At 64.0% G+C, this 20,013-nt stretch carries 19 protein-coding genes; 8 read left to right on the top strand and 11 right to left on the bottom strand.

The window, feature by feature from the left end:
• Positions 1–11 precede the first annotated feature (11 nt).
• Positions 12–2,096: a penicillin-binding protein 1C gene (pbpC, locus tag AC07VH_RS26770; protein WP_494789320.1), complete on the top strand. Its 2,085-nt coding sequence runs from the start codon at positions 12–14 to the stop codon at positions 2,094–2,096.
• On the opposite strand, the gene AC07VH_RS26765 is transcribed toward pbpC, so the two are convergent.
• The 9 genes from AC07VH_RS26765 to AC07VH_RS26725 form a co-directional block, all read right to left on the bottom strand.
• A complete protein-coding gene (locus AC07VH_RS26765) occupies positions 2,093–2,341 on the bottom strand; it encodes a hypothetical protein (protein ID WP_475413705.1) in 249 nt (82 codons plus the stop codon). The genes pbpC and AC07VH_RS26765 overlap by 4 nt on opposite strands.
• Before the next feature lie 52 nt (positions 2,342–2,393).
• Positions 2,394–3,080, bottom strand: a complete 687-nt coding sequence (locus tag AC07VH_RS26760) for a hypothetical protein (RefSeq protein ID WP_494789263.1) — start codon at positions 3,078–3,080, stop codon at positions 2,394–2,396.
• Positions 3,081–3,143: 63 nt separating this feature from the next.
• A complete protein-coding gene (locus AC07VH_RS26755) occupies positions 3,144–3,425 on the bottom strand; it encodes a hypothetical protein (protein ID WP_494789262.1) in 282 nt (93 codons plus the stop codon).
• A 105-nt stretch (positions 3,426–3,530) separates the two neighbouring features.
• Entirely contained in the window at positions 3,531–4,877 is a 1,347-nt protein-coding gene (locus AC07VH_RS26750; protein ID WP_494789261.1) for a sigma-54-dependent transcriptional regulator, read from the bottom strand.
• Positions 4,864–6,774, bottom strand: coding sequence for a sensor histidine kinase (locus AC07VH_RS26745; RefSeq protein ID WP_494789260.1), 1,911 nt, complete (start codon positions 6,772–6,774; stop codon positions 4,864–4,866). The genes AC07VH_RS26750 and AC07VH_RS26745 overlap by 14 nt, the downstream gene beginning before the upstream one ends.
• Positions 6,775–6,804: 30 nt before the next feature.
• Positions 6,805–7,596, bottom strand: coding sequence for an ABC transporter ATP-binding protein (locus tag AC07VH_RS26740; RefSeq protein WP_077401587.1), 792 nt, complete (start codon positions 7,594–7,596; stop codon positions 6,805–6,807).
• A gap of 11 nt (positions 7,597–7,607) precedes the next feature.
• Positions 7,608–8,417 carry an ABC transporter permease gene (locus AC07VH_RS26735; RefSeq protein ID WP_373631952.1) on the bottom strand — a complete coding sequence of 270 codons (810 nt, stop codon included), beginning with the start codon at positions 8,415–8,417 and terminating at the stop codon, positions 7,608–7,610.
• Positions 8,418–8,459: 42 nt separating this feature from the next.
• Entirely contained in the window at positions 8,460–9,461 is a 1,002-nt protein-coding gene (locus tag AC07VH_RS26730) for an ABC transporter substrate-binding protein (RefSeq protein ID WP_494789259.1), read from the bottom strand.
• A gap of 406 nt (positions 9,462–9,867) precedes the next feature.
• The gene (locus AC07VH_RS26725; RefSeq protein WP_475413700.1) at positions 9,868–10,104 is read right to left on the bottom strand and encodes a hypothetical protein; all 237 of its coding nucleotides are present in this window, start codon (positions 10,102–10,104) and stop codon (positions 9,868–9,870) included.
• A gap of 468 nt (positions 10,105–10,572) precedes the next feature.
• Between AC07VH_RS26725 and AC07VH_RS26720 the strand changes: the two genes are divergently transcribed.
• Positions 10,573–11,073: a winged helix-turn-helix domain-containing protein gene (locus tag AC07VH_RS26720; RefSeq protein WP_223278908.1), complete on the top strand. Its 501-nt coding sequence runs from the start codon at positions 10,573–10,575 to the stop codon at positions 11,071–11,073.
• Positions 11,074–11,391: 318 nt separating this feature from the next.
• Complete coding sequence (locus tag AC07VH_RS26715) at positions 11,392–12,264, top strand: M90 family metallopeptidase (RefSeq protein WP_494789258.1); 873 nt, start codon at positions 11,392–11,394, stop codon at positions 12,262–12,264.
• Positions 12,265–12,272: 8 nt separating this feature from the next.
• On the opposite strand, the gene AC07VH_RS26710 is transcribed toward AC07VH_RS26715, so the two are convergent.
• Positions 12,273–12,962, bottom strand: a complete 690-nt coding sequence (locus tag AC07VH_RS26710; protein ID WP_494789257.1) for a LytR/AlgR family response regulator transcription factor — start codon at positions 12,960–12,962, stop codon at positions 12,273–12,275.
• Complete coding sequence (locus AC07VH_RS26705; protein WP_494789256.1) at positions 12,959–14,611, bottom strand: histidine kinase; 1,653 nt, start codon at positions 14,609–14,611, stop codon at positions 12,959–12,961. The genes AC07VH_RS26710 and AC07VH_RS26705 overlap by 4 nt, the downstream gene beginning before the upstream one ends.
• Before the next feature lie 166 nt (positions 14,612–14,777).
• Between AC07VH_RS26705 and AC07VH_RS26700 the strand changes: the two genes are divergently transcribed.
• The 5 genes from AC07VH_RS26700 to AC07VH_RS26680 all read left to right on the top strand — a co-directional run bounded on the left by AC07VH_RS26700 (position 14,778) and on the right by AC07VH_RS26680 (position 19,954).
• Positions 14,778–16,898 (top strand): serine hydrolase domain-containing protein, encoded by a 2,121-nt coding sequence (locus tag AC07VH_RS26700; RefSeq protein WP_494789255.1) that lies wholly within the window; start codon positions 14,778–14,780, stop codon positions 16,896–16,898.
• 95 nt (positions 16,899–16,993) lie between these two features.
• Positions 16,994–17,824, top strand: a complete 831-nt coding sequence (locus AC07VH_RS26695; RefSeq protein ID WP_494789254.1) for a transporter substrate-binding domain-containing protein — start codon at positions 16,994–16,996, stop codon at positions 17,822–17,824.
• A 20-nt stretch (positions 17,825–17,844) separates the two neighbouring features.
• On the top strand, positions 17,845–18,522 hold the full coding sequence (locus AC07VH_RS26690; protein WP_494789253.1) for an amino acid ABC transporter permease: 678 nt from the start codon (positions 17,845–17,847) through the stop codon (positions 18,520–18,522).
• A complete protein-coding gene (locus AC07VH_RS26685; RefSeq protein ID WP_494789252.1) occupies positions 18,522–19,214 on the top strand; it encodes an amino acid ABC transporter permease in 693 nt (230 codons plus the stop codon). The genes AC07VH_RS26690 and AC07VH_RS26685 overlap by 1 nt, the downstream gene beginning before the upstream one ends.
• Positions 19,211–19,954 (top strand): amino acid ABC transporter ATP-binding protein, encoded by a 744-nt coding sequence (locus AC07VH_RS26680; protein ID WP_494789251.1) that lies wholly within the window; start codon positions 19,211–19,213, stop codon positions 19,952–19,954. Before AC07VH_RS26685 ends, AC07VH_RS26680 begins: the two co-directional genes overlap by 4 nt.
• Positions 19,955–20,013: the final 59 nt, after the last annotated feature.

The raw sequence follows: 20,013 nt of genomic DNA, 5'->3' as shown, positions 1-20,013 counted from the left end.
TGATTTTTATCATGGGCGGCCTGCTGGCCAGCCCGATCTTCGCCGAGGCGGTCCTGACGCCGGCCCAGGTGCAGGCCGCCTACCGCAGTTCGGAAGCGCAGCTGCTGGACCGCGGCGGCGCACCCTTGCAATCGTTGCGCGTGGATATGAAGGTGCGGCGCTTGCCGTGGGTGCCGCTGGCCGACATCTCTCCCGCCGTGCAGCAGGCCGTGCTGCTGGCGGAAGACCAGCGCTTCATGCGCCATGGCGGCGTGGATGTGTCCGCGCTGGCCACGGCCGCCTGGGACAATCTGTTTTCCAAGAAAGCCCGGGGCGCCTCCACCATCACCATGCAGCTGGCGGGCCAGCTGGACGCGGACTTGCAGGCGTCCTCGGGCGGACGCAGCCTGCGCCAGAAATGGGACCAGATGCGCGCCGCGCAAGCCATCGAGGACAGCTGGAGCAAGGCGCAGATTTTCGAAGCGTATTTGAACCTCGTGTCATTCCGGGGAGAACTGCAAGGCATCGCCTCCGCCTCGTACAGCCTGTTCGGCAAGGCACCGTCCGGCCTGAACCAGACGGATGGCATCATCCTGGCCAGCCTGGTGCGGGCGCCGAACGCGCCGCCGGCCACCGTCACGCGGCGCGCCTGCGCGCTGGCAAAGGAATGGCGCTTGGACAGCAGCTGCCAGCTGATCGGCCAGCGCGTGCAGACGGCCTTGCAGCGCAATGCGCTGTATGCGGAGCTGGCCCCCGCGCCGCAGGTGGCGCAGCAGTTATTGAAACAGCCGGGCGCGCAGGTCGCCAGCACGCTCGACGGCCCTTTGCAGCGCTTCGCGCAGGAAAACCTGCGCCAGCAACTGGCGTCCTTGCGCGAGCGCAATGTCAACGACGGCGCCATCGTCGTGTTAGATAACCGCAGCGGCGAGATCCTCGCCTATGTGGGCAATGCGGGCGGCAGCCACGTCGATGGCGTGACGGCCCTGCGCCAGGCCGGTTCCACCCTGAAACCATTCCTGTATGAACTGGCCATCGAGCGCCGGCTGATGACGGCCGCCTCCGTCATGGACGACTCCCCGCTGGACGTCGCCACGGCGTCCGGCATGTATGCGCCGCAAAACTACGACCGCAATTTCAAGGGCTACGTCAGCGCCCGCACCAGCCTGGCCAGCTCCCTCAACATTCCCGCCGTGCGCACGGTGCTGCTGACGGGGCAAGACGGTTTTTATAACCGCCTGAAGGACGTGGGCCTGGCCAGCCTGACGGAACCGGCCGAATACTACGGCCCCTCGCTGGCGCTGGGCTCGTCGGAAGTGACCCTGCTGGAACTGGCCAACGCCTACCGCGCGCTGGCGAATGGCGGGCTGTACAGCACCGCCAGCCTGCAGCCGGGGCAGGCTGGCAAGGACCGGCGCCGCGTGATGGAGCCGGGCGCCGCCTTCATCGTCGGCGACATCCTGGCCGACCGCGCCGCGCGCAGCATGACCTTTGGCTTGCGCAACGAGCTGGGGACGAATTTCTGGAGCGCCGTCAAGACGGGCACGAGCAAGGACATGCGCGACAACTGGTGCATGGGCTACTCGGAGCGCTACACGGTAGGCGTGTGGGTGGGCAATTTTGACGGCAAGCCCATGTGGGACGTGTCGGGCGTGACGGGCGCCGCGCCCGTGTGGCGCGACGTCATGGATTACCTGCACAAGAACGTGCCCAGCCATGCACCGAAAGCGCCGCCCGGCGTGCTGCAGCAGATGGTGGCGTACCAGCCCGCGCTGGAAGCGCCGCGCCGCGAATGGTTTATCGTCGGCACGGAAAGTCCCGTCATCGCCGTGCTGGGCGACACCGTCAAGCCGCCCGCCATCGTGTATCCGGCCGAGGACAGCATCCTCGCCATCGACCCCGACATCCCGCCCGCCCTGCAGCGCGTCTTCTTCCAGGCACAAGGCAGCCACGGCTTGCGCTGGGTGCTCGACGGCAAGGATATGGGCGGTGCAGCGGAGAGCATCAGCTGGCGCCCCGTGCCGGGCAAGCACGCGCTGGCCCTCGTCGATGACGCCGGCAAGACGGTGGCGCAGGTGGCGTTCCAGGTGCGGGGCAATGCCCTGGCGCAGCTGAACTAGGCGGTGTGGCGTCTACCCTTGGCCCGCTTGCTATCCGCCACTTCCGGCGCCAGCCACAGCAGCAATACCCAGACAAGAAAAGAGAGGCTGCGCTGCAGCGGCACGCTGCACAGGCTGAAAATAATGACCCAGGCGAAAGAGTACGTACGTGGTACTTGCGCGTAATCGAGCAGCCACAGCGTGGCGGCCATGGCGATGAACATGACCGGCAGGGCAAACCACCATTTGCGTTCGATGGGCGACATGACTTCCTAAAAAAGTGTGTATCACCGATTCTAGCGCAAAAGTTGCTAAAAATTACGGCGCGCTGATGATGTTCGTCAGCGCAATGCGGTAGGCCGGCTGCACGTCGCCATCCTGGTCAATCTTGTCCGTCATGATCACGCCAAAACCCTGCGCATACCACACGTATTCGCCGCTCTTGCCCTTGCTCTTGCCGCCCACGTCGTGCAATTCGAACTTGCAGGCGTCGGGGAAGCGGCGCCCGCCCAGTTCAAGGCGCTCCCAGCCCAGGAAGGTGATCGAGAAATCGCGTTGATCCGTGCGCGTGGAGGTGGTGATCTTGTCGGACAGGCCCGCCAGCGGGTAGTGGGTGCTCGTTTGCGTGTCGGTGAATTGCACGCGCACTTCCTGGCCCGGACGCATCTTGGCGGGGATGGCGGACTGCGGCGCGTAGACGTTCTTGCTGCGCACTGTGCCGTCTTCGTTGTAATGGACCGTGCCCGTCAGGAAGACCTGGCCGTCGCGGATATCCTGGTAGGACGTGGCCAGCAGCACGCCGCCGTCGAGGATCAGCTGGATACCCTTGAGTTTCTTGCCTTCGAAGACTTCCTCGACGTTGACTTGCGCGTCGCCATTGTTCTTGCTGAACTTGACGCCCGTCGTCAGCTCCATGCACTCGCCCACCGTGGGCGCCGCCTGTACGCCCGCGGCCGTGAATACGCCTGCCGCCACCATCGCTTGCCATGCTGCTTTCATTGTCATCCCGGCTATCTTGTAAAGGCGCGATGATAGCGTGCCTTGGAGCAATGTGGCGCAGCGCTGATCTTATTTTGCGGGGGCGGGGGGGATGCTGGGCACAGCGGGTGTGGATGCTGTCGGCTTGCCGCGCCGCGTGCGCTTGTCGGTGCGCGTCTTGGCAGGCTTGCCGTCGTGGATCAGCCTGCCCTTGTTGTCGAGCTTGTCGGATTGGTCCGATTGCTGGCCCGGATCGTTGGCATTGTTGGTGTGGTTGCCCGTCTGGTTCACATTCGTCGTCGACTGGGCTTGTACCCAGGCGCCGCCGACGGTCATCAGGGTGGCGGCCAGCAAGAGAGCAGCGGTTTTCATGGCAGTGTCCTGTGCAGAAATGAATAAGAGCTTGCATTCTCACACAGGAGACCGCCCGCACGGGTAGGACGCCGCCGCATGGCTGTGTCGGCCATTTGCTTCAGATTAACGGAATTGCTCCGTCGAGATATCAAAGCGCTTGAGTTTGTCGTACAGGGTTTTCTTCGGGATATTCAAGCTGGCGGCCGCGTCGATGACGTTGCCATTGTGGCGGCGCAAGGCTTCCTCGATGATGGAAATCTCGAAGGTGTCCACCTGTTCGGCCAGCGATGCCTCGCGGCAGCCGGCCGGGCTCAGGGTGTCGTCCAGCAAGCCCAGCACGAAGCGGTCGGCCACGTTGTGCAGCTCGCGCACGTTGCCGGCCCAGCGCTGCGCCATCAGCGAGGCGATCAGTTCGCCGCTGACGAGGGCGGCCGGCTGGCCGTAGCGCAGGGCCGCCTGCAGCACGAAAAACTCGAACAGCAGGGGGATATCCTCGCGCCGGTTGCGCAGCGCGGGCAGGGTCAGGCTGGCCACGTTCAGGCGGTAGTACAGGTCGGGCCGGAACTTGCCCTGTTCCGCCAGCACATTGAGGTCTTCCTTGGCGGCGGCGATCACGCGGAAATTGACGGAAATGAGTTTGTTTGAGCCGAGGCGTTCGACTTGCCGTTCCTGCAGCACGCGCAGCAGCTTGACTTGCAGGGCCAGCGGCATGCTTTCGATTTCGTCCAAAAACAAGGTGCCGCCGTTCGCGTACTCGATCTTGCCGATGCGCTGGCGCTGCGCGCCCGTAAACGCGCCTTCCTCGTGGCCGAACAGTTCCGATTCGAAGATCGATTCGGGCAGGGCGCCGCAGTTGATCGCCACGAAAGGATGGTCGCGCCGCTCGCTGAAGTCGTGCAGGCAGCGCGCGATCAGTTCCTTGCCGGTGCCCGTTTCGCCGAGGATGATGATGTCGGCCGACTTCGGCGCCAGGGTCAGCACCAGCTGGCGTACCTTGGCCATGGCCGCGCTGCGGCCCACGATGCGCGCCTCGATGCCCACCCGCTGTTCGAGCTGGCGGCGCAAGTCCATGTTTTCCAGTACCAGGTGGCGTTTATCCAGGGCGCGGCGGCACACTTCCACCAGCAGATCGGCGGAAAACGGTTTTTCGATGAAATCGTAGGCGCCGCGGCGCATGGCGCCCACGGCCATCGACACGTCGCCGTGACCCGTGACGAGGATGACGGGCAGGCTGGCATCCTGCGCCACGGCGATATCGAGCAGTTTCAAGCCATCCATGCCGGGCAGCTTGATGTCGCTCAATAAAATGCCGGCAAATTCGGGCACCAGGTAGGGCAGCGCTTCCTCGGCCGTGGCGACGGCCGTCACTTGCAGGCCCGCCAGTTCCAGCGATTGCCGGGCGCCCTTGCGCACGACGGCGTCGTCTTCCACCAGCAGCACTTGCATGCCTTCAAAATTATTCTCGTGCATCAGATGTTTCCTTGTCTCTCACCCCCGGGTCGCAGCTCAGGGTGATGGTAAATTGTGCGCCGCCCCCTTCCTGCGCGCTGCGGTTGCGCACGGCCAGTGCGCTGCCGGCCGCGCGCAGTATGCCAGCGCTGATCGACAAACCCAAGCCCAGTCCGTGTTCCTTGGTGGTATAGAAGGGGTCGAAGATCTTGTCGAGCGAGGCCAGCGGGATGCCGGGGCCATTATCGGTGATATGCAGCACGGCGAGGCTGCCTTCGCGGCGCACCTGGAACCAGATCTGCACGGGCTCGCTTTCCGGCACGGCATCCATGGCGTTCGTGATCAGGTTGGTAAATACCTGCTCCAGGCCGATGGCGTTGCACAGCACGATGATGTCGTCCTCAAGCCAGCTTTCATGCAGGGTCAGCCGTTGCGAATGCTTGCGCGTGCGGATTTGCAGCATGGTTTGCGCAAACGCCTGGCGTACGCTGACGGGCTTGCGGGCATCGTCGCTGCGCCGCGCAAAGCCCTTCAGTTGCGAGGTGACGTAGCCGAGGCGCTTGACGAGGTCGGAAATGGTCGACAGGTTGTCGAGCGCGTCATCGATCTGGCCGCGTGCCAAAAAGACCTTGGCATTGTCGGAAAACGTCTGCAGGGCGGCCAGCGGCTGGTTCAGCTCGTGCGTGACGCCGGCCGCCATCTGGCCGATGGCGGCCAGCTTGCCGCTTTGCACCAGTTCCGCCTGGGCATAGCGCAAGGTTTGCTCGGCCCGCTCGCGCTCGGCCACTTCCGCCTGCAGGCGGCCATTCGCGTGCACGAGGTCGGCCGTGCGCTGCTCGACCTTGATTTCCAGCTGTTCATAGGCACGGGCCAGCGTCTGTTGCGCATTGAGCTTGTCGGCGATGCGGCGCCGGCGCTGGCGCGCATACATCAGGGCCAGCAGCAGCAAGGCCCAGCCCAGCGCGGCGGCGATGGCCGCGTTGCGCGCCGCCTCATCTACCTGGTCGAGCTCGGCCAGCACGGTGATTTGCCATTGCAGCGGGCCCAGCACGCGGTTCACGGCCAGATAGTCCGCCTTGTCGGCATTGCCGGACAGGGCCGGCGTGTCGCCAGCCTGGGGACGTTCCAGGGTCATGACGCTGGCGCCGTCGGCGAACTGGCGCTGCACCTTGTGCGGCAGGATGGGCAGATTTTCTTGCAGGAACTGGCGCTGCTCGCTGATGTCTTTCTTGGCGGCCGGCGACAAAGGCGCCAGGGTCTTGAACTTGAAGGCGGGGGTGGTGGCCAGGATGATCACGCCATTCGCATCCTTGACCCAGATCTGTTCGCCCGCACCGGGCGTGCGCCACGATTGCTCGATCCAGTCCAGGTTGACCTTGGCGGCGACGATGCCGAGGATGCGCCCGTCGCGCTGCACGGGCTGCGAAATGAAATAGCCGGCCTCGAAGGTGGAAAAGCCGATGCCGTAGAAGCGGCCGATGCCGCCCGCGATGGCGTTCTTGAAATACGGACGGAAGCCGTAGTTGACGCCCACATACGAGCTGCGGTCTTGCCAGTTGCTCGACGCCAGGGTCGTGCCCTTGTCGTCGAGCACGTAGACGGCAAAGGCGCCCGCGCGGCGGTTCATGTCGACCAGGTAGGCATTGATCTGCGTGACCTTGTCGGCGCTGGGCTGCTGCAGCAATTGCGCCACCGCATCGCTCTGGGCCACGGCCAGGGGCAGGAATTCGTATTTGTTCAGGGCGCCGCCGATGGACGCCGCATACAGTTCCGCGCGCGAATCTAGCGTGCGGTGCAATTCATCGAGCTGGCGCTGCTTGACCCAGGCATACGAGGCCCACGTCAGCACGACCAGCGAGCCCACGGCCAGCAGGGGGCCGAATAGCCTTGGGGTCTGACCCGCCGGGTCAGACCCCAAATAAGTTTGCGGTCGCTTAATCAAGCTACCTCAATCGGCGGTACTGGCCATCGTCTCGGCATTGTGATGACGCTGCTGCTCTTCCATCACCATCTCGCCCAGCATGCGCTTCAGGCGGTTGAACTCGGGGTCGCTCGGGTCGCGCGGGCGGGGCAGTTCGATGGCCACGTCGCGCTTGATGGTGCCGGGACGGTAGGTCATGACGATGGTGCGGTCGGCCAGGTAGATCGATTCCTCGATCGAGTGCGTGACGAAGACGATGGTGGTGCCGAAGACTTTCCAGATTTTCAGCAACTCATCCTGCAGGTTGCGCCGCGTCAAGGCGTCCAGCGCGCCGAACGGTTCATCCATCAGCATGATCGGCGAATCGAGGGCCAGCACGCGGGCGATGGCCACGCGCTGGCGCATGCCGCCGGACAAGTCTTTCGGGTAGCGGGCACGGAATTCCGTCAAGCCCAGCATGCTCAGCAGCATGTCGACCCGTTCCTTGATCTCGGCAGGCGTCTTGCCGGCGATTTCCAGGCCGAAGGCGATATTGCTTTCGATGGTCATCCAGGGGAACAGCGCGTATTCCTGGAACACCATGCCGCGGTCGGGACCGGGCTCGGTGATCAGCTTGCCGCCGGCCAGGATCTGGCCCGAGGTCGGCTGCGAAAAGCCGGCGATGGCGTTGAGCAAGGTCGATTTGCCGCAGCCGGACGGTCCCAGCAGGCAGATGAACTCGCCGCTGGCGATTTCCAGGTTGATGTCCTTCAGGGCGATGACGTCCGCGCCGCCCGTGGTGAAGATTTTATTGACTGCATTGATATTGATCGTGGTCATGGCCGTTCCTCTCAGTGTTCCAGGCCGCGGTGCCACTGCAGCAAATGATTATTCAGGGCATTCATGGCCATGTCGATGGCCAGGCCGAACAGGCCGATGGTAAACATGCCGGCGATAATCTTGTCAGACCAAAAATACTCGCGCGCTTCCAGGATGCGGAAACCGAGGCCGCTATTCACGGCGATCATTTCCGCCACGATCACGACGATGAAGGCCGTGCCCATGCCGATGCGCGCGCCGGCCAGGATATACGGCGTGGCCGCCGGCAGGATGACGCGGCGGAACATGGTCATCTGGCTGGCGCCCAGGTTGCGCGCGGCGCGGATATAGATGCCGTCGACCTGGCGCACGCCGGCGATGGTATTCATCAGCACGGGGAAGAAGGAACCGATGCTGATCAGGAAGAAGGCGGGCGGGTTGCCCAGGCCGAACCACAGGATCGCCAGCGGAATGTAGGCGATCGGTGGAATCGGGCGCAGCACCTGCACCAGCGGGTCGAACAGTTTATAGATGGTCTTGTTGGTGCCCATCAGCAAGCCCAGCGGCAAGGCCAGGCCGGCGCCGATGGCGAAGCCGCCCAGCACGCGCGACAGGCTGGCCCAGGCGTCATGCGGCAGTTCGCCGGAGAACATCCACACCAGGTAGTTGCCCGCTTCGGGCGTGTACGCTTGCATCGGCATCAGGTATTCATACCACTTCACCAGCACGGCCACGGGCGAGGGCAGGATTTGCGGGTTGATCCAGCCGAAGGTCGACATGGCTTGCCACAGCAGCAGCACGGCGACGGGCACGGCGGCGCCGTGCGCGAAGCGTTTCATCATTTGAATATTCATCGTGACACTTTCAGATTAGCGTGGTCGTGGTTAGCGTGGGACATAGGACTTCTTGGCTTTTTCCAGCAGATCCAGCTTGACCCAATCCTTGGCGGCAGGCGCCTTGGCCATGCGGCCCACGCCGAATTTCACCATGTAGTCGGTGGTCAGCTGCACGTGGCTTTGCGTGATGTCTTCCGTGAAGATGGCGTTGTCGATGGCGTCGCGGTAATCCTCGCTCGTGATCTGGTTCTTGAACATCGATTCGCGCACGTATTTTTCCGCCAGTTTCGGGTCGGCCAAGAACGCCCGCGTGGCGGCGACGAAGCAATCCATGAAGCGCTGGGCCACGGCCGGCTTTTCCTTGTACATCTTTTCCGTCATCACGAGGGCGCGCACGGGCTCGCCCAGCGGCGTGTCGTAGGGCTTGATGACGGCCGCGCCGTATTTCTTGTGGATGGCCTGCGTCGAGTACGGTTCGGACTGGCTCATGACGTCGATATCCTTGGTCAGCAGCGCCTGGTTCAGGTCAGGGTAGCCCATGTACAGGATCTGCACGTCCTTGCCCGGCTTGTCGGACCAGCTCAGCTTGGCCTTGGTCAATTCGGCAAACAGCAGGATTTCCTGCGGGCCGCCGCGCGTGACGCCGACTTTCTTGCCTTTCAGGCCAGCAATATCCTTGATGTTCAGGTCGGGACGCCCGACGATCTGCACGCCGCCCTTGGCGAAGCCGCCCACCAGGTACACGGGCAAGCCCGTGGCGCGGCCCGTGATGGCCGCTTCCAGCGCGCTGGCGGAGACGTCGATTTCGCCGGCGATCATGGCTGGCACGATGTCGAGGCCCTTGGCGAAGATGCGCTCTTCAATTTTCAGGTCGTATTTGGGCGCGATTTCCTTCATGTAGGCGACGGCGCCGTAATGGGCGAATTTCAGGTTGCCCAGGCGAACCAGATCGGCCGCATGGGCGGCCAGCGGGAATTGCGCGGCCAGTGCGACGGCCACGGCCAGTGCCTTGGTGTTGAGGAAGGATGCGATGCGGAAGGTGCTTGCCATGCTGTTGTCTCCAAAAAAGGTAGATGGTTTTTATATTGGGTGAGGCTGCCGCTCTGGTGGCGGTTACAAAAATATAAAAGCATCTTCCGTGCCAGTGGAGCGCATTTTGGCGTTTATTGCAAGTGATTGTTTATAAAGGTTTAATTTGAATCTATTGAAAATGGGAAATGGCGAGATTCCGCCTTTCCGCACGGCGAGGGGAAAGGCTGTGCGGATTGCCGCATTTTGGCCGGTGGATGCGATGCGGGCTGGCGCCGCGCGTGGGGGCGGCATGCGGGTGAACCTAAATGGCGCGGCCGACTCCAATCGTAAAAAAACGCGTTGCAAACAGGCTGGCAACGCGTAACTCCCCCGTGGAGTAGGGGCGGCGCCGCGCGGGCGCCTGATCGGTCGGCTTTGGCGGGCCTTATTTCGGCGCCGTGGCGGGCGGCAGGGCCGGCGCGGTGGCCGGATCGGTCAGCGGCGCGGGCGGCGTGGTGCTGCCCGGGCCCGTTTCCGGCGTGGCTGGCGTCATGGGGGCGGGCAGTACCTGCGGGGCGGATGCGGGGTTGGGCGCCGTTTCAGGCAGCGGCGCCTCGGCCGGTTTTTTGCAGGCGGACAGGGTGACCAGGGCAGCGGCGGCCAGCAGAGTAGGCATGTTCATGATGGTTCCTTTGCAAAATATTAAGAATTGGCGCGATGCGGACGGCGGGCGCCGCGCGCGAAGCTTGAATTTATTGCAAGAATGCCGACGCTTCTGTTCGCTATTTCACTTTGTGCGCGTATGGGATACGGGGTTTTTCAGATGTCTTTTATAGATGCCGCGAGAGAAATAATTCAGCAGGGCAATATTTTTCACTTTCTTGCTTCTAATGTTCGTTAACGCACAGACCAGTGAGGAGCAGGATGGCATTCTGTGTCCAGACGCTCAGGATTCGTGGCGTTCTGGTATAAAAATTGCCAAGAACTTAACAATCCGGGCTACCGGCAATCGTTTAAAAGGAGTATTCAAATGCATGCAATGACTCAGTCTCACGTGAAGAGCGAATTAAAGGCAGCGCACCAGGAACTTCGTAGCCCCGAAAAAGGCTCGCAAATGGTCGAACGCGCAGCACCCATCCCCCCGGAACGCATGAATCCCATTTCCATGGCACCGATCGAGCGCGTGCGTTCGACGTCGGCCACCCTGCGCCGCATCGAAAATATGCAAAAACTGATCGGCGAATTGTCGCTGCACGAGATGCTGGCCGACGAAATCGCCTGGTTCCTCAAGTTTTCGCCATCGGGCGCCCGCAAATACATCCGCGACCTGCGCGAAGCGGGCGTGATCGAACTGGCCCGCTACATCGAAGGCACCGCCACCTACCTGGGCAAGGCAGTGTACCAGCTGACGCCGGATCCTGAGCGCGTGCGCGCCTTCCTGGCCGCCATCGTCCAGCCGAAACGCGAAGGCGCGCCACCGCGCAAGGACCGTCCCGGCCTGCGCGAGCAAAGCATGGCAGGCAGCGGCCGCCACTTCCACATCCTGGCCGATGACACGCATTACGCCATCCGCGTCAACCGCGGTCCCGTGACGCGCGATCCGCTGGTGGCCGCCCTGTTTGGCGCGCCACAGCAAAAGTCGGCCGAGTAACACCTGACCAAACCTCGCGCGGCGTGCGGCCTGCGATGCTCACCGTACTAAGGTACGGTTGCGCTTCTTGGCCACAAATCATCGCCGCTCGCTACGGTTTTGTCAGGCGTTGGGACGTAATAGAAGCCGGGTTGCAACCCGGCTTTTGGCGTTGGGGCAAGCCCTTTGACCTTGGCGGATTGAAAAGATATTAATCAACCCCATGTGGGCTGGACTGCTGCCCGCAACGCGCGGGTTCACTTGAAGGAGCTTGTCCTTGTCTGCCTACGCCGCCCTGTTATCGTTCCCGCCATTGCGCTGCCTGAAACGGGCCGCCGCATGAATCCGCTCCTGTGGATCGCCCTCGTCACGGCCGCCATCGTCTTTTCATTATGGTTCCCCCGCTGGCGCTTGAAACGTGCCCTGTCCAGGCCCTTGCCGCCGGAAGGCCTGGCCGTGCTGGAAAAGAATATTCCCGTGTATCCGCGCATGCCGGCGCCGCTGCAGCAGCAGTTGCGCCGGCTCGTCGTGCAATTCCTGTATCAGAAGAAATTCGTCGGCTGCGGCGGCCTGGAGATCACGGACGAGATGCGCTACACCATCGCCGGTCAGGCGTGCTTGCTGCTGCTGAATCGCCAGACCCAGGTGTATCCGGAACTCGACACCATCCTCGTGTACCCCACGGAATTCATCGTCACGCGCAATGAAGTGGGGCCGGGCGGCGTGGTCACGCCATCGGCCAATGGTCTATTGGGCGAATCCTGGGGCGATGGCCGCGTGGTGCTGGCCTGGGACCACGTGCAGCGCGGTGCGGCCGATTGGACCGATGGCCACAACGTCGTGCTGCATGAATTCGCCCACCAGCTCGACAGCGAATCGGGCGCCGCGAATGGCGCGCCCTACCTGCCCAGCGTGTCGAGCTACCGCAGCTGGGCCACCGTGCTGTCGCGCGACTTCGACAACCTGCGCCACGACGCCATCTATCAGCAGCACAGCGTGATGGACCATTACGGCGCCACGAATCCCGCCGAATTTTTTGCCGTGGCGACGGAAACCTTCTTTGAAAAGCCGTACCAGATGGCCGAGCACCACGAAGAACTGTATGCGCAATTCTTGCAGTACTACAAGGTCGACCCGCGCGACTGGATGGCGCCACCCGTGGAGCCCGAACACATGGCCTCGCCGTTTCCCAATTACGCGCCCCACTGGTAGGCGGGGCTTCAGCCCAGCAACCGCTGTTTCAGCGCGGGATAGCTGCTGCGCGAGACGGGGATGCCCGTGCTGGTTTGCGTGTCGAGCGCGTATCTGCCGCCCGCGGCGATCTGCAGCCGCTTGAAACCCAGGCTGTTGACGAGGTAGGAGCGGTGCACGCGCAGGAAGTGGGGCGGCAGCAGGGCCATGAGCTTGTCGATCGGTAAGTCGTGAAAGCACTGTTCGCCGTTGCGCAGCACGATGTTGCTGTAGTGGCCATCGGCTTGCACGTGGTCGATCTCGGCCATGGCGATCCATTCCAGCGCGCCCCGTTTCTTGACGGCCAGCGAGGCCGCTTGCGTGTGCCGCCCCGTGTAGCGTTGCAGCGCCTTCTGCAGCCGTTCGCGGCTGAAGGGCTTGGCGACGAAATCGAGTACGCCGAACTCGAAGGCCGTGATCGAGCGCTCCGCGTGGGCCGAAACGATGATGGTCTGGAACGGGGCTTGTTGGGCCAGACGCAGCAGGTCATAGCCGTCCCCGCCATGCAGGTTCAAATCCAGCAGCAGCAAGTCGATCTTGTTCTGCGCCAGGGCGGCCAGCGCTTGCGGCACATTGTCATGCAGCGCCAGCGCCGCCAGGCGCGTCCCGAAATGCGCGCGCACCTCGCGTTCCAGGCCTTGCGCGATCAGCGGTTCATCTTCCAGTATCAATACGTTCATGTGGCCGCCGGCAAGGTAAAGGTGAGGCGCCAGCCTGTCGGCGGCTGTTCGCTGGCATATTCACAGGCATAGCTGGCCGCATCGCCGAATACGGCATGCAGGCTGGAGCGGATGTACTGTTCGCCCACGCCGCTGCCCGCGTGCGGGCGTGCCTCGCCCTCGGGCAGGATCAGGGTCAGTATGTGCGTTTGCGCAAGCCTGGCGCTGCGCAGCACGAAGTGGGCGCCGTGGCGGTAGCGGTTATGGCTGAACGCATTTTCCAGCGCCGTCAGCAAGATGGCGGGCGGCACGGTGATGCCCGCCGCCTCCCCATCGAGCTGCAAACGGCACGGCTGCTGCAGCCGCGTGCCCATGATGCTCAGGTAATTCTGGCACAGGGCCAGTTCCTGCGTCAGGGCGATGCTCGGTTGCTGGGCAAACTCATTGAGCATGCGCAACTCGGCTCCCAGCGCCTCGATGAAGGTTTCGGCCGCCTGCAGCGATTGGGCATTGAGTTCGCTGATCAGGCTGAGGGAATTCATCAGGAAATGCGGTTGCATGCTTTTGCGCAAGAGCTGGTTTTCCAGCTGCCGGGCGCGCGCCGCCTTGCTGCGTTCGCTCAACAGCTGCGCCAGCAATTGCGCGCACAGGGGCAGCAGCAGGAAGCACACGACGAGGGCGAAGCCGCCTTCGGCAAACTGGCTGCCCGTCAGCAGGAACAGGGCGCACGAGGCCAGCGCGATCAAGGTGCCGCCGTGGCTGCCCGGCAGGCGGCGCCACAGGGCGCCCAGGTTGAGCAGCAGACTCGCTGTCAGGCCCGTCAGAAACATCAGCCAGCAGCGGGCATCGAAATGCGCGGGCAGCGCGCCGGCCAGCGCAATGCACGCCAGCAACACCGCCGCCGCCAGCGGCCAACGGGGCAGGCGCCAGGCCGTATAAAAATACAGGGGCAGCAGGGCGGAAAACAGCCAGGTCAGGGCGCTGACGGCATACAGGCGCGGCAAGTGCCAGGGGTAGGCGTAGCCGGTAACGCTGCGCCAGAGTTCCGCCACAAGCAGCAGCGCCGCCACCAGGCACAGCGCGGCAAACATGGCCCAGTGCCGCTGCCGCTGGTACAGCGCCGTCAAGGCGAGGAAGAGCAGGGCGACGGCGCCCAGCGCGCCGGCCAGCAGCAGCGGCGGCAGCCGGTACCAGGCCAGCGCCGCGCGGTACTCTTGGCGGTCGACCAGGTACAGCGCATAGAATGGTGACACCAGGCGGGCCTGCGCCTGCTGCGTCGATAGCAGCAGGCGCAGGTGGTGCTTGCCTACGGTCAACTGTTGCGGCGTCAGGTGGATGGCGAAATCGATGTCGCCCGGCCTTTCATCGACAGCCTGGCGGGCCGGCTGGCCATTGCTGCCGATCAAGTTGCCATCGAGCCACAGCTCGCTGGAAGCCAGCGCCGACAGGACCAGCAGCTGCGTCGACGACGGCGTGGCGGCCAGGACCAGTTCGCGCTCGATGCACAGCAGCTGGCCCGGCCGGAGCAACTGCCGCAGTGTGGCGGCGGGCGCGGAGGGACTCGCGCCGCAGGTGCGCCAGCCTTCGTCCAGCCAGAGCGGATGCATGGCGCAGGCGAAAGAGGGCAAGGCCAGGCAGCACAGCAACAGGTAGCGGAAGAGGGAGGGCATGGCGGGCATTGTAGCTGTTCATTTGCCAACCCTTTGCAACATTTTCATGCTCCCCGGTGCCGTTCATGCAGTCCGCGTGCATTTCATGCATCGCCCGCCCATGGCGCTGTCATGATGCTTATCATGCATCAGTGCCGCGTGGTGGACGCGGCCTCACCATGGAAGCATGACTATGCAAAGCAGCAACTACTACGGTTTCGCCGGCGCGCTGGCGCTGTTCTGCGGCGTGGCGCAGGCCGCATCCGCTCCCGCATCTGTTCCCGCCCCTGCGCTGGCCGCGCGCCTGGCGGATTTCGACGGCTGGGTGGCCCGGCGCATGAGTGCGCAGCGCATCCCGGGCGTGACCGTCGGTTTCAGCCAGGGCGAGGTGGAATGGGTAAAAGGCTATGGCTATGCCGACCTGGAAAACCGCGTGCCGGCCACGGCCAGCTCCAGCTACCGGCTGGCGTCCGTCACCAAGCCCATGACGGCGGTGGCCGTGCTGCAGCTGGTCGAGCAGGGCAAGGTTGACCTCGATGCGCCCGTGCAAACCTATGTGCCGTATTTCCCCGTCAAACCGTTTACGGTCACGGTGCGCCAGTTGCTGGGTCACCTGGGCGGCATCGATGCCTACCGCAACAGCCAGGCGGAACAGCATTTCAAGGAGCACAAGGATACGCGCCAGTCCCTCGCCGTCTTCGAGCAGTTCGACCTGATCGCCGAACCGGGCACGCGCTTCCGCTACACCAGTTATGGCTACAACCTGCTGGGTGCCGTCATCGAGGGCGCCTCGGGCGAAAGCTATGGCGGCTACATGCGGCGCCACGTGTGGGGGCCGCTGGGCATGGACACCATCGTGATGGACGACCCGTACGCCCTGATCGCCCACCGCGTGCGCGGCTACCGGCTGGACGGCCAGGCTTTGAAAAACGCGGAATTCGTCGACATCAGCAGCCGCTTTTCCGCCGGCGGCACGCGCGCCAGCGTGCCCGACATGCTGGCCTTCGGCCGGGGCGTCCATGAAGGCAAGATCCTGTCGCCAGCCAGCGTGGCCGCCATGGTGCAGCCGATGGCCACGCGCGCGGGCCGCTTGACGCGCTACGGCATGGGCTGGGAAATCCTCCCCACGGGAGGGCGCTACGCCATCGCCCACAGCGGCCAGCAGCCGGAAACCGTCACCTATCTGTACAGCTTTCCCTCGCGCAAACTCACCCTTGCCGTTGCCGCCAATCTCGAGCGCGTCAATCCCGAGGCCTTCGTGCAGCGCCTGTTCGAGGTGGTCACGGGCGAGCCGTGGCAGCTGAAAACGTATATCGCCGATGCGGACGCGCAGCGCGCTTACCAGGTGGCGCAAGGCCTGTTCGAGGAGGGCAGGGCCTACGCCGAGCGCACGGATCAAGCGTATGCGGATGCGGCCGCCACGCGGGCAGCCTTTACCCAAATCAACCAACAAGCGCTGGCGCCGGACGCCACGTCGGCGCGTGCCTTCATCGAGGCGGCCCGCCATCCGGCCGGCGGAAGCGTCTTCCTGGCAGCAGGCGCCAGCATGGCCGAGGCGTTGCGCCGGTCGGGCGCCGACCTGGATACCTACTCGCGCGGCGGCGCGCTGGCGTTTGCGCGCGACTATATTTTGCTATCGCAAGGCAAAGCGTCCGGCACCTTGCCCCGCTTCGATCCCGCCTTCGAGCAAGCCATCGTGGCCCTGGCCGCCAGCTGGGACCGCACGGCCGCTATTGCCTGGCCGCAGGTCCTCGTATCCATTGCCGCACTCGACGGCCAGCTGCGCGCCGCTTTCCGCGGCCAGCGTGCGTATCCCGATTTCGTGCCCGAGCTGCTTGAACTGGCGCAAGCGTCGGCCGCGCGCGGCGAAGCGGAGGCGGCGCTGGCGGCCGGCCGCCTGGCCGTGGAATTGTATCCGCTCAGCGACGGCGCGCATGCGCTGCAGGGCTTGACCTTGCTGCGCGCCGGCAAGACAGAACCGGCCCTTGCCGCCCTGCGCGTGTCGCTGGCCCGCGACCCGCTGGGCGCGGCCAGCCCGGCGGCGCTGAACCTGGAAGCGTATCGATTGAAAGGCGGCGGCGCCGTGGCGCAAGGCATGGCCGTGCTGCAGGCGGCCGTCAGCCTGCATCCGCACGACGCGAATTTGCACGATAGTCTGGCCGAGTTTTATGTGGAGCAAGGCTTGCGCCCACAGGCGGTGGCCGCCTATCGCCAGGCGCTGCAGCTCGACCCCCGCTATCCGGGCGCCGTGGGGGCCAGGGCGGCAATCATCCGCCTCGGTGGCGAGACGAAGGCGCTGGCGCCTTAGATGATTTGCTCATATGCAAGGGTGAAAAGATTCCTTTTTGGAAATAAGCGTGCCGCGGTCTAATGGCGGCATTCGTTATCCACCAGAGGAATTCCATGCAGACCCGTCTTCACTTCGCCGCGCTTCTTTTCACCTCCATCGCCTTCACCCAGGTGGCGCAAGCGGACCAGCTGGCCAGTATCAAGGCGAAGGGCGAGCTGGTCTGCGGCACCCTGGGCACGGATGAGCCAAACAGTTTCATCGACGCCAAGTCGCGCCAGCTGGTCGGTTATGAAGTGGACCTGTGCCGCGCCATCGCCCAGGGCCTGGGCGTCAAACCGGTGATCAAGCAGCTGGCCGTGGCCGCCCGCATTCCCGAATTGCAGCAGGGCCGCATCGATATCCTGACGGCATCCTTGACGCACAACAAGGAACGCGAAGCGCTCGTCGATTTCTCGCTGTCCACGTTTTACACGGGCCAGCGCGTGCTGGTCAAAAAGAGCAGCAACATCACGACGGTCGCGGGACTGGCCGGCAAGAAAGTGCTGACCGTCAAGGGCGGCACGCAGGAACCGAATATCCGCAAGGCCGTGCCCGGCGTGGACGTGGTGACGTTCGAGACGGCGGGTCAGGCTTATCTGGGCTTGCAGCAAGGTAAGGGCGTTGGCTATGTCGACGATGAAGTGTCCCTGCTGAACAATTACGCCAAGCTGGGCGCCGCGCAAAAAGACTATATTGTGCTGCCGCAAAACATCAGCCAGGAAGTGTTTGCCTTCGGCATCCGCAAGGGCGAGACGGGCGTGAAAACAGCCGTCGACCAGGTGCTGCGGGGACTGGAAAAATCGGGCGAGGCGGAAAAACTGTTCTTCAAATGGTATGGCCCGACGAGTAATGTGAAATTTGAGAAACGTAATTTCAAGATCGAATCGGACAAGATCGACGCCTGAACCTTGCCTGACTCTCCCGCATGTTTGATCTGCACTTTTTGCTGGCCGGCGGCTACCGCGGCTGGCTCGTTTCCGGCTTGCTGCTGTCCCTGCAACTGATGGGCATTACCTTGCTCTTGTCTTTGCCGCTGGCCTGCGGCGTGGCCATGCTGCGGCTGGCCCCGTCGCGCCTGCTCAATGCCCTGGGCGTGGCGTATGTCGAGCTGATCCGCAACGTGCCCCTGCTGGCGCACTTCCTGTTCTGGTATTTCGGCGCGCCCGAATTGTTGCCCGAGGCGTGGAAGGAGTGCTTGTATGCCGGCAATATCGAAGCCGTCAGCGCCGTCACGGCCCTGACTTTATATACGGCCGCCTACATGGCGGAAGATATCCGCAGCGGCATCCGCGCCATTCCCGCCCAGCAATTCGAGGCGGGCCGGGCGCTGGGCTTCAGCTTTCTCGCCACCATGCGCCTGTGCATCGTGCCACAGGCGCTGCGCCTGGCCGCACCACCGCTGCTGTCGCAAACCCTGACCCTGTGGCAAAACACCAGCATCGCCACCGTCATCGGCGTGGCCGAGCTGATGTACCAGACGCAGCGCGTGGAAGCGGCCTCGTTCCGCAGCGTCGAGACCTTCGTCTTCGCCAGCGCGGCCTACCTGGCCGTCTCCCTGCTGATCGCCGGCCTGGCGGCCTGGCTGCAAAGAAAGGTGGCCTGATGCTGGAACTCCTCCATGATTACTGGTTGTATTTCCTCGTCGGCCGCTATCCCGAGGGGCCGCTGGGCGGACTGGCGCTGACGGTCGTGCTGGCCAGCCTGGCGCTGGTGCTGAGCTTGCCGTTCGGTTTGCTGCTGGGCCTGGCGCGCCTGAGTCCCTGGCGGCTGCTGCGCTGGCCCGTCGCCGCACTGATCCACGTGGTGCGGGGCATCCCCTTGCTGCTGGTCATCTTCTGGGCGTACTTCTTCCTGCCCAGCATCACGGGACATGAAAGCGGGCAGTTCGGCACCATGCTGGCCGCCCTCGTCCTCTTCGACGGCATTTATCTGGCGGAAATCGTGCGGGCCGGCGTGCAAGCCGTGCCCAAGGGACAGGTGGAGGCGGCCCGTTCGCTGGGTTTGAACTATCTGGACAGCATGCGCTCGGTGGTGCTGCCGCAGGCGCTGCGCCACATGCTGCCCTCGCTGGTCAATCAGTTCGTCTCGACCATCAAGGAAACCTCGCTCGGGTACATCATCGGCCTGGCCGAGGTGTCGTTCATCGCTTCGCAAGTGAACGGCCTCGTGCTGACCAAGCCCGTGCAAGTGTATTTCCTGTTGGGCATGACGTATTTTGTCTTGTGTTTCAGCCTGTCGCGCGCCGCCTTCTGGCTCGAGCGGCGCCAGGCGCGTCTCCTGAAAGCGGCTAGATGATTACCTTTGACAACGTCAACAAATACTATGGCGAGTATCACGCCTTGCGCGAGATCAATGAACACGTGGCCAAGGGCGAGGTGCTGGTCGTGTGCGGGCCATCCGGCTCGGGCAAGTCGACCCTGATCCGCACCATCAACCGCCTGGAGCCGGTCGCCTCGGGCCGCATCACGGTGGCGGGCCAGGACATCCACGCGCCGGGGCTGGACGTGAATGCCTTGCGCTCGCATATCGGTTTTGTGTTCCAGCAATTCAACCTGTTTCCGCACTTGTCCGTGCTGGACAATTGCGCGCTGGCGCCGCAGCGCCTGCGCGGCCTCACCCGGCGCGAAGCGCACGAGCGGGCGCTGGCCCTGCTGGAGCGCGTGGGGCTGGCGCACAAGGCGCGCGCCATGCCGGCGGCCCTGTCGGGCGGGCAGCAGCAGCGGGTGGCGATCGCCCGCGCACTGGCCATGCAGCCGCCGCTGATGCTGTTCGACGAGCCGACCAGCGCGCTGGACCCGGAAATGGTGGGCGAGGTGCTGCAAGTGATGCGCGACCTGGCGCGTGAGGGTATGACGATGGTGTGCGTGACGCACGAGATGGGTTTCGCGCGCGAGGTGGCGGATCGCGTCTGGTTCATGGACCACGGGCAAGTGCTGGAGCGGGCCGCGCCCGGCGAATTCTTTGCGCGGCCGCAACATGCGCGTGCACAGCAATTTCTGGCCGATATCCGCAGCCCATATGGGACGCCGGCCTGAGGATGTGTGGGCTGTGTGCGCAAGCGAACGGTATGTTGGCGCCGTCCGGCGCACGCTTA

This window comes from Janthinobacterium sp. GW821-FHT03C10, assembly GCF_059420865.1.
The sequence above is the reverse complement of the archived record's forward strand: the minus strand, read 5'-3'. Positions and strand labels throughout refer to the sequence as shown.